At 41.9% G+C, this 14,554-nt stretch carries 9 protein-coding genes and 5 pseudogenes; 7 read left to right on the top strand and 7 right to left on the bottom strand.

The features are described from left to right. Positions 1-254: 254 nt before the first annotated feature. Positions 255-344: pseudogene (locus tag CDG76_RS35995) on the top strand (carboxylating nicotinate-nucleotide diphosphorylase); the annotation flags it as partial. 176 nt (positions 345-520) lie between these two features. Here CDG76_RS35995 and CDG76_RS09290 read toward each other — a convergent pair. Further along, entirely contained in the window at positions 521-895 is a 375-nt protein-coding gene (locus tag CDG76_RS09290) for a response regulator (protein WP_094348723.1), read from the bottom strand. A gap of 106 nt (positions 896-1,001) precedes the next feature. Then, complete coding sequence (locus CDG76_RS09285) at positions 1,002-2,540, bottom strand: ATP-binding response regulator (RefSeq protein WP_094348722.1); 1,539 nt, start codon at positions 2,538-2,540, stop codon at positions 1,002-1,004. Between the two features lie 202 nt (positions 2,541-2,742). Between CDG76_RS09285 and CDG76_RS09280 the strand changes: the two genes are divergently transcribed. The 3 genes from CDG76_RS09280 (at position 2,743) to CDG76_RS09270 (ending at position 4,484) form a co-directional block, all read left to right on the top strand. Next, entirely contained in the window at positions 2,743-3,195 is a 453-nt protein-coding gene (locus tag CDG76_RS09280; protein WP_094348721.1) for a cupin domain-containing protein, read from the top strand. 123 nt (positions 3,196-3,318) lie between these two features. Beyond that, positions 3,319-3,876, top strand: coding sequence for a hypothetical protein (locus CDG76_RS09275; protein ID WP_223265183.1), 558 nt, complete (start codon positions 3,319-3,321; stop codon positions 3,874-3,876). A gap of 125 nt (positions 3,877-4,001) precedes the next feature. Then, positions 4,002-4,484 (top strand): hypothetical protein, encoded by a 483-nt coding sequence (locus tag CDG76_RS09270; RefSeq protein WP_094348720.1) that lies wholly within the window; start codon positions 4,002-4,004, stop codon positions 4,482-4,484. Positions 4,485-4,822: 338 nt separating this feature from the next. On the opposite strand, the gene uvrA is transcribed toward CDG76_RS09270, so the two are convergent. After that, entirely contained in the window at positions 4,823-7,711 is a 2,889-nt protein-coding gene (uvrA, locus tag CDG76_RS09265; protein WP_094348719.1) for an excinuclease ABC subunit UvrA, read from the bottom strand. Positions 7,712-7,893: 182 nt separating this feature from the next. Between uvrA and CDG76_RS09260 the strand changes: the two genes are divergently transcribed. Then, positions 7,894-8,640: a Uma2 family endonuclease gene (locus tag CDG76_RS09260; RefSeq protein WP_094348718.1), complete on the top strand. Its 747-nt coding sequence runs from the start codon at positions 7,894-7,896 to the stop codon at positions 8,638-8,640. A gap of 63 nt (positions 8,641-8,703) precedes the next feature. Continuing rightward, positions 8,704-9,000, top strand: a pseudogene (locus tag CDG76_RS09255) (Uma2 family endonuclease); the annotation flags it as partial. A gap of 14 nt (positions 9,001-9,014) precedes the next feature. On the opposite strand, the gene CDG76_RS09250 reads toward CDG76_RS09255, so the two are convergent. Further along, positions 9,015-10,127, bottom strand: a complete 1,113-nt coding sequence (locus CDG76_RS09250) for an IS630 family transposase (protein WP_094347467.1) — start codon at positions 10,125-10,127, stop codon at positions 9,015-9,017. 64 nt (positions 10,128-10,191) lie between these two features. Between CDG76_RS09250 and CDG76_RS09245 the strand changes: the two are divergent. Then, positions 10,192-10,665: pseudogene (locus CDG76_RS09245) on the top strand (Uma2 family endonuclease); the annotation flags it as partial. A gap of 455 nt (positions 10,666-11,120) precedes the next feature. On the opposite strand, the pseudogene CDG76_RS39395 reads toward CDG76_RS09245, so the two are convergent. From CDG76_RS39395 to CDG76_RS09235, 3 genes and pseudogenes are all read right to left on the bottom strand, one after another. Then, a pseudogene (locus CDG76_RS39395) lies at positions 11,121-12,287 on the bottom strand (DUF3084 domain-containing protein); the annotation flags it as partial. A gap of 831 nt (positions 12,288-13,118) precedes the next feature. Then, a pseudogene (locus CDG76_RS39390) lies at positions 13,119-13,823 on the bottom strand (AAA-like domain-containing protein); the annotation flags it as partial. A 95-nt stretch (positions 13,824-13,918) separates the two neighbouring features. Next, positions 13,919-14,545, bottom strand: a complete 627-nt coding sequence (locus tag CDG76_RS09235) for a type I restriction endonuclease (RefSeq protein WP_094348715.1) — start codon at positions 14,543-14,545, stop codon at positions 13,919-13,921. Between the last annotated feature and the right edge of the window lie 9 nt (positions 14,546-14,554).

Raw genomic sequence — 14,554 nt, 5'->3', positions numbered from 1 at the left:
TTTTATTTGCTTGACGCAATACACTTGCTGTATAATCGCTTTCAAACTATAATATTTTCAAGGTTCGGTGTCCTTTAAGCGTCGCTTTTTCGCGCTCCGCTTCAAGCACTTATTCAATATAGCGAACCTACTTCATTGTGTCAACTATTTTTCCCAAAATATTTTTGGACCGCTTCTGCATCACTATCAAAGCCTTGGAAACTAAGGGGTTTAGGCTATAGTATTTCTGAAGTCTCTTAGGAAGCGATAAATTTGTGAGCAATTCTGGTGTTTTGCCGCCCTGGCTGGTTTTAGATCCTCTCTTGCGTAGCTGCTTGTTGGAGGATATTGGCCGCGGCGATCGCTTTCCCGAAGCGTAAATTATTTATAGATCAATTCCTTTGAGGCTCAATCTGACAGATGGTATCCAACGCCCAATCGTTTTGTACCCACGTTTGTCCACTTCTCTGTCAATGCGAATCAGAAAAGCAGTAATAACATATAGATATATAGAGCAAAATTTGCTGTAACCACCAAAAAATTAGTTCCAGCTTAATGCTTCAGTGATTTGTGCTGCTAGTTTCAAGGGACGGAAAGGCTTGGCAAAGACAGCAACTACATCTAAGCCAGTAAAGCTCTTTTGATCGGACTCCTGGACTTTGGCAGTTAGTAAAATTACTGGAATTGACTTAGTGATGGGGTTAGCCTTCAGTTGTTGCAGAGTGGCGCGCCCATCCATATCAGGCATCATCATATCTAGTAAAATTACATCAAGTTTAGAGTTGGCAGCTACATTCAACGCTTCTCGACCAGAACAAGCAGTCAATACGTTCCAACCAGCACCCATTTCTAATCCCAATTTTGCGATCGCCTGCACATCTTCTTCATCATCAACAATCAAGATATTTCTGCTCATATTGTCACTCTCGCATGATATGTGATGCTGATTAGCTTGATCAGTCTTCAGCTATTTTAGAATGCAATCGGGCAGAAGTAGGGGAGATTTGGATAATGAAAAGCTACTATTGAGAGTCTGCTAAAGGCAACAGTAGATAAAAGGTGCTACCTTTGCCTAAAATGCTCTGAACCCAGATTTTACCATCATGTTGCTGTATGATATCTCGGCAAATAGCAAGTCCTAAACCTGTTCCTCCTTTGTTGCGTGAATCAGATGCATCTACCTGCTGAAAACGCTCGAAGATTATTTGCAATTTATCTTCAGGAATTCCTCGCCCTTCATCTTGGATAGTAATTAAAAGGAAGTTGGATGATGAAGGCTGATTTTCTTTAGACTCAACGCTTCTGGATTCCGAGAGAGTGGCACTTATCCACACAGTGTCAGCTGGTTCAGAAAACTTAATCGCGTTACTCAGTAAATTGGTGAGGGTTTGCAGAAGGCGATCGGGATCTGCCCAAAGTTCTACTGCTACGGGATTTATAATTAGTCGAACTTCTAATTTATCTGCCATTGCTTGCATTGCTTCCGTTGCCGTAATTAGCAAGTCTGCGGCGTTGCACTTCGCCTTCCGTGTGAAGATTTTGCCCGATTTCATCCGCTCTAAATCGAGAATATCGTTCACTAAACGAATCAGGCGTTCAGTATTAGTTGTGGCAATGCTCAGGACTTTTTGTCCCTGTTCATTCAGAGTTCCCAGTTGTCCTGAACTCAATAAATCTAATGCTCCCATTGTGGAAGTTAAAGGTGTACGCAACTCATGACTGACTAAAGAGATAAATTCGTTTTCTAGACGTTTGCGTTCGGTTATGTCATTGGCAATTAATAAAGCACATGGCACTCCACCTAAGTCAATTAATTCGAGAGATATCAGTATGGTTTTGAGTTCTCCAGACTTAGTAGAAAATTCAAATTCTAGATTGTACAGTGAGCCAGTTTCCGGCAGAAGTTGAATTGTTTGAGCGATCGCGGCTGTGTTTTTACCTAAATTCAGTCCGGTAGCAGTATCTCCAACTACTTCCTCTAAACAGTAGCCGCTCATCTTCAAAAAGCTGGGATTGACATCAATAAAACGAGCTTCGGAAACTGTGGCGATCGCGATTGGGTTGGGACTAGAGCGAAAAACTTTAGCGAACTTCTCTTCTGCTTTGGCGCGATCAGAAATTTCCTGCTGCAACCGCTCATTTTGGGCTTGGAGTTGTCGTTGCAGTTTCCAAATGGTCAAATGATTTTCAATTCGTGCTAAAACCTCTTCTAGCTGGAAAGGCTTAGTGATGTAGTCCACCCCACCAACTGTAAAAGCTTTTACCTTATCTAGCACATCACCCAAAGCGCTGATAAAAATTACCGGAATTTCACGGGTGCGATCGTTTGCCTTCAAGTGTTGGCAGACTTCATAGCCATTCATCTCAGGCATATTCACATCCAGCAAAATCAAGTCGGGGGGAACTGCATTTGCTCCCCGTAAACCCGTAGAACCTTTAGTTACACTCCGAACTTTATATCCCTGTTCCGTCAACATGGCAGATAGGAGATTCAGGTTTTCTGGCGTGTCATCAATCACCAGTATGTCTGCTTTGGGAAAGTTGAGTGACTCTTTAGGCATGGCAATATCGACTTTAGCCACAATAGGCTGCTAATTGTTTCTAGAGATTTTAACCTTAGTTCAATGTCTTAATAATCAGTTACAAAAAAATAGTAATTACCCATTTACCTACCCTAGTTCTCCCCGATTAATTTCTAATGTTAAAAACATTAAATCAAGTTTGTAAATCACTTACTAAATTACACAACAAGGAGTAACTTGTATGCAAAATGTAACCATGCGGAAACCAACTATTCTTGCATCAGGAGAAGGGAATCAATTTTCAGTTATTGGTGCACAGTTTACAACAAAAGTAACCGGAGAAGAGACAAACCAAGCTTGGACAATTTATGAAATTACAGATACAGAAGAAAATGGACCACCACTTCATACTCACCCTTGGGAAGAAGCATTTTATATTCTAGAAGGTGAACTAGATATCCAGGTTGGTACAGAAACAATTTTGGCATCACCAGGCTTTTTCATTAATATTCCTCACAATGCAGCACACGGCTTTAAGATTCGTTCTGCTACTGCGAAATTCCTGGTTTTAATTTCGCCGAAGGGTGCGAAAAACTTTTATGAAGAAATGGGTCAAGTAGCAGATAGTCCATCGCTATATATGGAAAAAGTACAGCCTGTTTTGAAGAAATATGGATTGCAGTTTATTGCATGAAGTTTTGGTTTGAGTGGATTTGGGCGCACCTTTGTGTAGCCCTATAGGCGATATATAAACACGCTGAGTTCGCGTTGTAAATCGCTTTCGTTGATAAATAAATCTATATTCTACAAAAATTTGATGTACTCAATAACCAACAAGCAACTCTATTCCATACCAAAAACTGTCCGCTGTTTCGCTGCTACTGCCCTGAATTTGGGTCTCACCGCTAGCCTTGTTTTTTACCCAAGGGCGAGTCAGGCGGGTAACGATAATGGAGTGCCTGCTGAACTCCAGGGCGAGTGGCGATATGGTCGAATCTCGTCCATCCAATACCAAGACAGTTACACGGGGCAGTCAGCAGCCCCAAACGGCTCTAGTGACCAATTCCAACTTGCATCTAATGGAAACTACAAGCGAAATAGGCTGATTCAAATCAACACCTACAACTGTGCGTCCAATCTCTTCATAGAGGAAGAAGGCAAAGTTAAGATTGAGGCTCAAAGTCTTACTTTTCAACCCAGCGACAGCACATCCAAAGGTCAAATCTGCAATAGCGGGCGCACCTACTCTAGTCGCAACACAGCAAAGCCTGAGACTTACGGGTGGTCGATTAAGACGAATGATTACGGGCAGCAAGTTTTAGTACTTGAGACTGCCGATGGTAAGGGTCGCGCTCATTATGGACGACCTCAATAAGCTAATGAGCATTCAAATTGCATACAACCTAATACGCTGAGGTTAAGAATTTTTTCTCTCCCCTACCTCCCCTAGTTCTCCCCGATTTTTTTCTAATCTACAAGATATCGAACTGAGGTTATTCTATGATTCACCATATTTCAATTGCTGTTAGAAACCCTAGCCATGTTGCTCAAGTTTTGGCGGAAATCTTAAAAGCGCCAGCTGTTCCCTTTCCTCCTAACCCAGGAAGTTATATGGTTATACCTTTTGATGAATACGGCACAGCCATTGAACTTTATCCTTTAGGTTCTCAAATAGAACCTGGTGAAGGTGATGAAGAATGCGTATTTGTACATACTGCTATTACTTCCAGATATACAGATATTCATGCAGCTATTTCTGTACCCATTAGTCAGCAAGAAATTGAAGAAATCGGTGTTCGTGAAGGTTGGCGTGTAGTGCGCTGTAACCGCGATTCTTTCTTTGATGTGATTGAGTTCTGGGTGGAAAACAGGTTAATGATTGAATTACTAACACCAGAAATGGCATCTCAATATTTGAAATTTGCCACCCAGCAAGAAAATTTGAAATATTTTTTGGCAGAACCAGCTTTAGCTACAAATTGATAAACATTTATTGCAATCCTATTTTATTTGTAAGAATTGCAAACAGCAGATCCTTAACTTCTCAAATAAGTTGGGGATTTTGTCGACTATAAGTCACTCAAAAACAAACTGATGCTTTGGGAAAGTTTTTTCATGTTGATGCAAGTTTGTTTATTTTTTGATTTTCTTTTCCCTATACCGCCAAATTTCGACAAAACCTTCATAGCGCTTATTCTGTGAGGGTTTGGCAGTTAAACTAATAATGTTTTCTCACCAATTGGTTGATGATATAAAGTCATTAGCTGGCTAGCATTTAAAGTTTCTATGACCTTTATGCAATGTACCCTAATTGCAAAAGACTAAGATTTCACCGCCGGATACTGTTTCAACACCTGCTTTAAATATTGCCCAGTATAAGACCTGGGGTTTTTTGCAACTTCTTCTGGTGTCCCTACAGCAATCAATTCTCCGCCTTTGTCGCCGCCTTCTGGCCCCAAATCTATCACCCAATCAGAACAACGAATTACATCTAAGTTGTGTTCAATTACTAATATTGAATTGCCTTTATCTACCAATCTTTGCAATACATCTAACAATTTGTGGACATCGTAAAAAGATAACCCTGTTGTCGGTTCATCTATTAAATAAAGTGTCTTCCCGGTGGCGCGTCGAGATAGTTCTGTTGCCAGTTTCACCCGTTGCGCTTCACCACCAGATAAGGTAGTCGCAGGTTGTCCTAGTTGGACATAACCCAACCCAACATCAAATAAAGTTTGCAAACGCGCGATCGCTTTGGGTATATTCTGGAAAAAGTCCAAACTTTCCTCAACTGTCATTCTCAGTACGTCAGAGATTGACTTATCTTTGTATTTCACCTGTAACGTTTCGCGGTTATACCTTGCACCTTTACAAATTTCGCATTGTACATAAACATCTGGGAGGAAGTTCATTTCAATAACATTCACACCCTGTCCGCTACAAGCTTCGCAACGTCCACCTTTAACGTTGAAGGAAAATTGTCCAGGTTTGTAACCCCTAGCTTTGGCTTCTACTGTTTGGGAAAATACATCCCGAATGGCATCGAAAATTCCTGTGTAAGTTGCAGGGTTGGAACGTGGCGTGCGTCCAATGGGAGATTGATCGATAACGATCGCTTTATCAATCGCGTTTAATCCCTGAATTTTATCCAAATGTCTGGGTAAGGGAACTTTCTTAGTTAAATGGTGTTGCAGAGATGGGTACAGTAATTCATTAATCAGCGTAGATTTGCCAGAACCAGACACACCAGTGATCGAGACGAGTTTACCTAGCGGAATGTCTACATCGATATTTTGTAAATTGTTGCGATGGGCATTTTTAATTCCCAAACTGCGCCCATTTCCTTCTCGGCGTTCTGCTGGTGTGGTAATTACTCGTCTTCCTGATAAATATGCACCCGTCAAAGAATCTTCTGCTGCTAATAAAGCTTGAAAATCACCTTGGGCGATAATATTTCCGCCGTGAATTCCTGCACCAGGGCCAATATCAACTATATGGTTGGCTGCGCGAATTGTTTCTTCATCGTGTTCAACAACAATTAATGTATTACCCAAATCGCGCAATTTCGTTAATGTTTTGAGCAACCTGCCATTATCTCGTTGATGCAAACCAATACTCGGTTCATCTAAAACGTAGAGAACTCCAGTTAAACCAGAACCAATTTGCGTTGCTAGACGAATTCGTTGGGCTTCGCCACCAGAAAGGGTCATGGCGGGACGATCAAGGGTAAGATAATCTAAACCTACATCCAACAAAAATTGCAATCTAGCTTTGATTTCCCGGAGAACTAAATCAGCAATTTGTAACTGGCGATCGCTCAACTTAAATTGCTCAATTCTCTCCCGACAATCCCGAATTGATACGGTAGTCAATTCTAAAATTCCATATTGTCCCAACTTCACCGCCAAGGCTTCCGGTTTTAACCGTTTTCCCAGACAAACTTCACACGGTTGATCGATTAAATACTGCTCTAATTTTTGCTTAATTAATTCAGAACCACCCTCATACTGCCGTTGCAAAATTGGAATAGCACCTTTAAAACTCTGCTTCCTTTGTGCTTCTGCGGCTCGTTCATCTTTCTCCCCAAACAAAATAATTTGCTGCTGTTCTTCTGTCAGCTTGCTCCAATTTGTCTGTAACTCAAAGCCATAAATCTGTCCGACGCTATAGAGTAATTCCAAGTAATAAGAATTATCTTTTTCTGACCAAGGCGCGATCGCAGCATAAACTGGCGCTTCCCAGTCGGGTACGATCAAGTCTGGCGCAAATCTTCTTAAAGTCCCGATGCCATGACAGTGCGGACAAGCACCATAAGGTGAGTTAAACGAGAACAATCGCGGCGATAATTCCTCCATTACCGCGCCATGTTCTGGACAAGCAAAGTTTTCCGAAAATACTAATTCTTCTTCTTTTTCTTGTCCGTCGTCACCAAGCAGACTCACCAGAATGGCTGCGATACCACCCGATTGCTTGAGACACGTAGACAGGGAATCAACCAAACGCTCTTGAATATCAGCCTTTTTCACCAAGCGGTCAATTACCACTTCGATGGTGTGGGTAAAATTTTTATCCAATTCAATGGAATCTGACAGTTCGCGGATCTCGCCATTGATCCGCACGCGGACAAAACCTTGGGATGCCAGACTTGACAAAAGCTTACGATGTGTGCCTTTTTTACCTCTGACAACGGGTGCAAGAATTTGGAAGCGGGTGCGATCTGGTAATTCCATGATGCGATCGCACATCTCATCGATTGTCTGGGGTGCAATACAGCGATCACATATCGGACAATGGGGTTCGCCAGCTCGACCAAATAACAGCCGCAAATAGTCATAAATCTCCGTCACCGTACCTACAGTAGAACGGGGATTATGAGACGTTGACTTTTGGTCAATAGAAATTGCTGGACTTAAGCCTTCAATGGCTTCCACATCCGGCTTATCGAGTTGTCCTAGAAATTGCCGTGCGTAGGCGCTAAGGGATTCTACATAGCGACGTTGCCCTTCAGCGAAAATGGTATCAAAGGCTAGGGAAGACTTACCAGAACCAGAAACGCCAGTGAATACGATTAGGCGATCGCGTGGCAATTCCAAGTCAATATTTTTCAGATTATGCTGCCTAGCACCCCGAATCCGAATGGTATTCTGGCTGTTGTGGCTGGGGTACGGAAGATGTCCATTCAAGGATGCTGCTAGCTGTTTGTCTGACATATTGGGCGGCGAAGAAGGAGTTTCTTATGAAACAGTCCTTAATAATACTATCTTTAATTAGTTTATAGTAGAACAATCGTACTGTTTTAGTTACTTATCGTTCCAGATTCATGGCGCAGACATCCTTAAGAGTCTGCTAATTTGGAAGCATCCTGATTAAATATCCTTCTGAGGGCGAAGCTATGGTATCGCAAATCCAACCGCCGACCCAGCCAGAGGTCATCTACCCAGATAGTGACGGACAACCAGTGGCAAATAATACTATAAAGTTTGGCTGGATTGTGGAAATTAAGCAGAATCTAGATTGGCTATTTGCCGACGATCCAAATGTATTTGTCGCCGGGGATTTATTTTGGTATCCGGTAGAGGGACGCAACAAAATTGTTAACGCCCCAGATGTGCTGGTGGTATTAGGTAGACCAAAAGGCGTAGGCGTAGCCCGTCGTAGACATCGCTTGTGCTACCAACAATGGAAAGAGGAGGGAATTGCACCGCAAGTAGTGTTTGAAATTCTTTCTCCCGGTAACAGACAAGCTGAAATGGACAAGAAATTACTTTTCTATGACCGTTATGGCGTGGAAGAGTACTACATTTACGATCCTGAGAAAAATAATTTGTCCGGTTGGTTGCGTAATGAAGACGGTTTAGATGTCATCCCCCAAATGGAAGATTGGGTGAGTCCTCGGTTAAAAATTCGCTTTGCTTTATCACCAGAGACTCTGCAACTATATCGCCCTGATGGAGAACGGTTTTTAACTTACACAGAAATTTCTCGCAACGCCGAACAAGAACGGCAACGGGCGGAACTTGCAGAACAAGCTAGAAGAGATGCCATACCCCGATTATTGCAAATGAATTTGACCATTGAACAGATTGCCCAAGCTTTGGGATTGTCAGTGGAAGAAGTGCGAACCCTTGCTCAGGAGTAACGCCGTGTGCAATTTTTTAATCGGGTCATTAGAAATTGAATTTGTACTTGAGATATTCTGATTATGCTAGCCAATGCAGCCACTCATAATGTCACCTGGGAAAAGTTACCTGATGATTTTGTTTTAGACAACGAGCCAGTGGATAACATTAATCAGCCACTCTTGGCTGCTGCTTTAACAGAAAGCTTGGAACTTGCTGGCAGATTACCCGCCGATGCTTTAACCATCACTAACTACGGTATCTGCGCCACCTTGAATAATCGATTTGTGATCAAAGCGCCAGATTGGGGTTATGTATCATCTATTCGAGTCTCACGAGAAGAAGTGAAGCGCAGTTATACGCCACGACTCCAAGGTGATAAGCTATTCCACATTTAAGTTGCAATAGTAATATTACCCTTATTCTTAATTTTTCTTCCCCATTTAATAATTAATTCTCCTTGATTTAACAGCTTATCAAGTAAATTTTTTAGTTCATCGACTGATTTAAATAACCTGTGGGCTACATATTCTTTAGCTGAATGCCATACCAATTCTACTAAATTCATATCTGGGCTATATGCCGGCAGAAAATATAGTTGAATGTTTGGCAACTCTTTCTCAATTGCCTCTATAATTACTTTCTTTTTATGGTAACTAGCGTTATCCAGAATAATTAAAATTACTGGGCCATTCTCGGAAAAATTAGATTCTAGATTTCCTGCTAAAACCCATTCTTTTTTCACAAATTCATTTAATTTTTTTAACTGCGCATAAAAAATTTCACCATTCCCTTTCTCAATGAAATAACACATTCTCTTGCTGTCGTGATATCTTACTCCTCCCATTATATTTACACGCCCGCGACTCCTCTGACCTGTTACTTTTTTACTCGAACCTTTTTTGCTCCAATTTTTACGTCTAATTACCCTGAGACTAAAACCACTCTCATCCCAAAACCAGACTTGTAACCTTTCAGGGCAAGACTTTGAAGCTTCTAGATATCCAAGCAGTTTTTCTTTAAAGACCTCTCTTTTTATCGGATCTTGCTTATCCTCTAGACTGTATTTTGCCCAAAGGTAAGCATACTTTTTTTGCTTTAATATTCTCCTGACTTGTTCTCCGCTTAACTTAATATCAGTTCTTTTGTCTAAATATGTAGCTAATCTTGCTGTTGTCCATCGTCCAAATTCATAGCCTAATTCACTTGGTTCTTTGTCAATAACTTCCATTAATAATTCAATATATTCATTTGTTGCTTTCTGGTAATTTCCTTTTCTCCTGCCATCTTTTAGACTTTCTAAATTGTCTGGATCACCATGAACACACCAATATGCTACACTTCTACATGAACAGCCTAAAAATTCACTTATCTCCTGATAAGTTTTTCCATCATTCATCAGAAGTAACATCAATATTCTCTGTATAAATTGAGAGCGATCGCTATCTTTTAAAGCTTTTTGTAAATTGTCTTTTTGAGATTGAGCTAGAAACCCTTTAGCAGGCATGATAACGCTATAGACACGGATATATCTATTTTACCATTTATGCAATTTAAATGTGGAACAGCTTATTCCGGTAATTGTGATGGAATTTCTCTCAGATACCGAAGGTGGAGAGTATTCGAGTAAACCGACCTATCCCCCTGGTAAATGGTTCTATTATGAACAGATTTTACAAGTGCCAAACTATGCCATTTTTGAACCAGATAGCGGAGTCTTAGAAGTTTATCGGCGAGATGATTTAGGAAATTATCAACTGCAAACACCAGATGCAAATAATCGTCACTGGATTGCCGAAATGAATTTGTTTTTAGGCGTATGGCAAGGAAGCCGAGAAAACCGCACAGGTTATTGGTTACGTTGGTGGGATGACAACGGCGAATTATTACTGTGGGGTTTGGAGTTAGCAGCAAAAGAAAGGCAAGAGAAAAACGCCGCTCAACAGCTTGCAGAACAAGAACGCCAGCGTGCAGAACAAGAAAGTCAGCGTGCAGAGAGATTAGCAGCCCAGTTAAAAGCGCTGGGAGTAGAACCGGAGATTTAACTCGGAAGTTCGACCTTTTTACTCGGCCATTGGTGTTCGGAACTCGGAACTTCGACCTTTTTGCTCGACCATTGGTGTTCGGAACTCGGAAGTTCGACCTTTTTACTCGACAATTGGTGTTCGGAACTCGGAAGTTCGACCTTTTTACTCGACCATTGGTGTTCGGAACTCGGAACGCCGAGTTCAGAACTGCGTAGGCGAAGCCCGTCGTAGACATCGCATCTCTAATTTACCAAGCGATCGCCTTTTTACTTTACATTTAAGCTGAGAATCACTACAAAAATTAGATCCCCGACTTCTCAAAGAAGTCGGGGATCTGGACACCACGAGTTCTAAACTACGATCGCATTTCTAATTTACCAAGCAATCGCTTTTAGCTCTACGTTTAAGCTTAGAATCACTGCAAAAATTAGGTTTTAAACTGCGATCGCATTTCTTTTTTACTGAGCGAGTTTTTAAGTACTAAATATAATTTTTCCGTTGACTATTGCCACTAATTTTACTCTCAATGGCCCGGCTGTATAAGTATCCTCTGCTGCGATCGCTTTAATCTCCAAGGGTTGATTATACTGTTTTAATTGGCTGACAAAGCGCAGAAAAGTCCCCTCTACTTGCACATTTTCGACAATTCCGGCATTACGGGCACGAAATTGGGAAGCAGAAATTAGTATTTCTAGCCGCTGCTGTAACTGATAAGATGTCATGGTTTTGGAATCAGCAGTAGTCGTGGCTAGCACCGCGCCTCCCGAAAAAACCAATTGATTGCGGGCTGTATCAGCGAAAAATTCTATCTGCTTTTCTCCCCTGACGTAATTACCAGCAGAGAAAATTCGCACGACGTATTCTTTACCATCCTCAATCTGCTTGCTCAGTTGATCGACCCTATCCTGGGTTACGCGCAGTAGCTCTACATTTGCCGGATTTGCACCAGGCTCGCTTAATTCGAGGTTGGCATTGCGATTGGCTTCATGTAACAGTTGTACCACTGCCTGACGAGCAGCAGCAGGTTGAGTAACACGAATTACAGCAGCAGACAGAACTTGACCACGAACTAAGGCTAGCTTACTCAGACGCAGGTCGCGGTAGGACTGATAATATTTTTCCAGCCTTGCAACTTCCTGTTCTAGTTGCTCCTGTTGTGCTTCCAACTCTTTGAGGCGAGATTCCCGCTTGGCAATCACTTGCTCTCGTGCTGCAACTTCTACATTACGTTTTTGAATTAGTTGATCCAGTTGGGAAGTTTTTTGATCGCGCTGTTCTATAGCTTCTTGACGATTAGCAAGTTCGCGATCGCGTTTTCCGATGGTTGTTTTGGCTTCGTCAATGGCTTTTTTCGCTTCTGCGTAAAGTCTTTGGCGTTCTGTCTTCAGTAGTTCAACTGCCGCCTGTAGTTCCTTTCTCTGGTTGTAAACGCTTTGCAATTCAGCTTGTGCCTGAATAAATTTATCGTTTACCTGTTTGACTTTCTGCGTTGCTGCTAGATGTGCATCTATAGCTTTCTTTTGTTCTGCCTGTGCTTTAATGACAGATATTTCTGCTGCGTTTTTTTGTGTAGTTACAGCAACTAGTTCTTGCTTTGCCTTATCCCTTTCTGATGTTGCCACAGACTGCTCCTGCTTTGCATTGCCAGCAACCAGTAATGCAGTTATTGCCCCAACTACAGACAACACCAATACTCCAACCCCAAGGCGAATCTGTTGCTGAGTTTTGCGTTGCGCCTGTGCCAACCACTGATTTTCCTGCCTCTCTGCTCTTAATTCCTCTAGAGCTAATTCTGCTTTCTGTTGCGCCTGTGTCAAAATCTGATTAGCTCTCTGTACCTGGCGGTTTTCCAATTCTTGACTGGCAGTTAAAAACAAATCGTCCAAATTGCTTAAACTTTTACCAGTTCGCCAAACCTGAGCATCCTGCAAAGCTTGCCCACGCAATAGACGCGATTCATCTTGATAATTTGCCGTCACCCAAGCAGTGAAAGCCTCAGAATAAGGGCGTAGTTTGTCCAAGATGTTTTCACACCATTCCTGGTTAAACACCTCCTGATATATACGGTTATAAATTCGCAGCTTGCCATCCCGCTTCACCATCAATCCTGTCAGCCGCAATTCCGTCTGTTCAGGACTTTCATCGGCTGCTACCTCACCTTGCTGCAAAATTTGCTGACACAACCCTAATAATCGCCCAGTCCTCTGTTCCCCACTCCGCATGATTCTGTCACGAATCGTCTTCAAATGCTCCGGCTCATCTTGCATCTCCCAATTCTCAATAATCCCCTTGCGTACCAAACCTTCAACCCATTGCTCTCCTCTGTTCTGCTCCTCTGCCCCCCGGTCACTGAGCGTTGATTGCTGAGCGAAGCCTAAGCAAGCAGAAGTGCTGCTCCCTTGCTCCCCTGCCTCCTGTACCAACAACTTACAAACTTTTTGCGTCAAAAACGGCTGTCCTCCCGTCCAGCCCAGCACCACCTGCATCAACTCTTCAGAATCACCCACTTCTGTCAATCCCTGTGCCAAGGGTTGCACCTCTTGGAGTTGAAAGCCAGTTAAATCAATTGCTTGCCCAATATTAAATGGTGTACGCCGTTTGTCTTGAATCAAATCTGAAGGTGTAGATACGCCAATCAAAGCAAAGGTGAGGCGATTATATTCAGGATGGTCTGCTCGTCGGTTGTAGCAATCTCGAATCACTGCAAAAAAGTCATCTAAGTTGAATGAAAGACTCAGAACACTGTCAATTTCATCAATAAAAATAACAATCTTTTCAGTAATTGTTTGAAGTAAAACCGTTTCAATAAACTTGCTCAAACGCTGTACTGGTGACAGCAAACCGTTATAAGTCCACCAAGTATCTAAATCAAAACTTGGATAAATATTAAAACTTCCCACCAGAGTATCAATCACCCCGACATACCACTGTTCTGGGCTAATATCTGCCGTACCAACAGCTGTAAAATCAACAACAGCACAAGCAAATCCCTCAGTTTGCAACTGCTGCATTACCTGCACCCGCAAGCTAGATTTCCCCATCTGCCGAGAATTGAGTACATAACAAAAATCCCCAGCCTTCAAGCCTTCATAGAGGTCATGGTCAGCTTGCCGTCTAACATAAGTTGGAGCATTTTGAGGCAGACTACCACCGACTTGATATTGGTACTGGGTCATAAACAATTCAAAATTCAAAATTCAAAATTATGAAGTCCAAGCTAGTTTGGTTTTGGTATGGTGCGTTAGCCAATGGCATAACACACCCTAAAAGATTACGAATTACGAATTAAATGAGCTAGGTGTTTTAACACTTTCAAGACAATATATATGTCATCACGACTATCTAAAGCAAACAAATCAGATAGAGCGTATTGTGGAGTTTCAGTTTTTAGCAGTTTGATAAATCTAAATTCATTACCATTGGTGACAAATCCAAAAACAGGTTTAGCCGAAGTTGCATCTGCCAACATATAAGCCAACGCTTGTGGAATTGCTGGCACTAAGGAGTAATCTGCTCGTTTTGCCTCAATAACGAGAACCCAAAGTGGAGGATGGAACACTAAGATGTCAATACGTCCTCTGATAATAATGCCTTCGTCTTCAGAAGAAATTCTGACCTCTTGTTCTGAGGCGATGTAGAAAGGCGGTTGATAAAAACCTGCTAGACGCAATAGTGGAGATAGCACTACCATTTTGACTACAGGTTCTAAAATAGGATATTTCGATAGATGCAAATATTCTGTCTTGACTTCGTTGAGAGATTGCTTTTCTAAATCACTCAACTTAGGTAAATCTTGCTGCCACTCTGAAAAAAAAAGTTCGTCGTCTGCAAGGTGTAGACCAAATTCATCGATGAGTTGGGCTAGGGTGATATCTTTTCCTTGAATAAGTTGCACCATTGTTGAGCC

The sequence above is a fragment of the Nostoc sp. 'Peltigera membranacea cyanobiont' 210A genome, from assembly GCF_002246015.1.
In the GTDB taxonomy this organism is placed as follows: Bacteria; Cyanobacteriota; Cyanobacteriia; order Cyanobacteriales; family Nostocaceae; genus Nostoc.
This window is presented reverse-complemented; position numbering and strand designations above follow the sequence as displayed.

What these genes read in the sequence shown, in the direction of transcription:
- CDG76_RS09270 (WP_094348720.1), top strand. Translation starts at nt 4,002, where the DNA reads ATGATTCACCATATTTCAATTGCTGTTAGAAACCCTAGCCATGTTGCT.
- CDG76_RS09260 (WP_094348718.1), top strand. Translation starts at nt 7,894, where the DNA reads ATGGTATCGCAAATCCAACCGCCGACCCAGCCAGAGGTCATCTACCCA.
- CDG76_RS09290 (WP_094348723.1), bottom strand. Translation starts at nt 895, where the DNA reads ATGAGCAGAAATATCTTGATTGTTGATGATGAAGAAGATGTGCAGGCG.
- CDG76_RS09250 (WP_094347467.1), bottom strand. Translation starts at nt 10,127, where the DNA reads ATGCCTGCTAAAGGGTTTCTAGCTCAATCTCAAAAAGACAATTTACAA.
- CDG76_RS09285 (WP_094348722.1), bottom strand. Translation starts at nt 2,540, where the DNA reads ATGCCTAAAGAGTCACTCAACTTTCCCAAAGCAGACATACTGGTGATT.
- CDG76_RS09280 (WP_094348721.1), top strand. Translation starts at nt 2,743, where the DNA reads ATGCAAAATGTAACCATGCGGAAACCAACTATTCTTGCATCAGGAGAA.
- uvrA (WP_094348719.1), bottom strand. Translation starts at nt 7,711, where the DNA reads ATGTCAGACAAACAGCTAGCAGCATCCTTGAATGGACATCTTCCGTAC.
- CDG76_RS09235 (WP_094348715.1), bottom strand. Translation starts at nt 14,545, where the DNA reads ATGGTGCAACTTATTCAAGGAAAAGATATCACCCTAGCCCAACTCATC.
- CDG76_RS09275 (WP_223265183.1), top strand. Translation starts at nt 3,319, where the DNA reads ATGTACTCAATAACCAACAAGCAACTCTATTCCATACCAAAAACTGTC.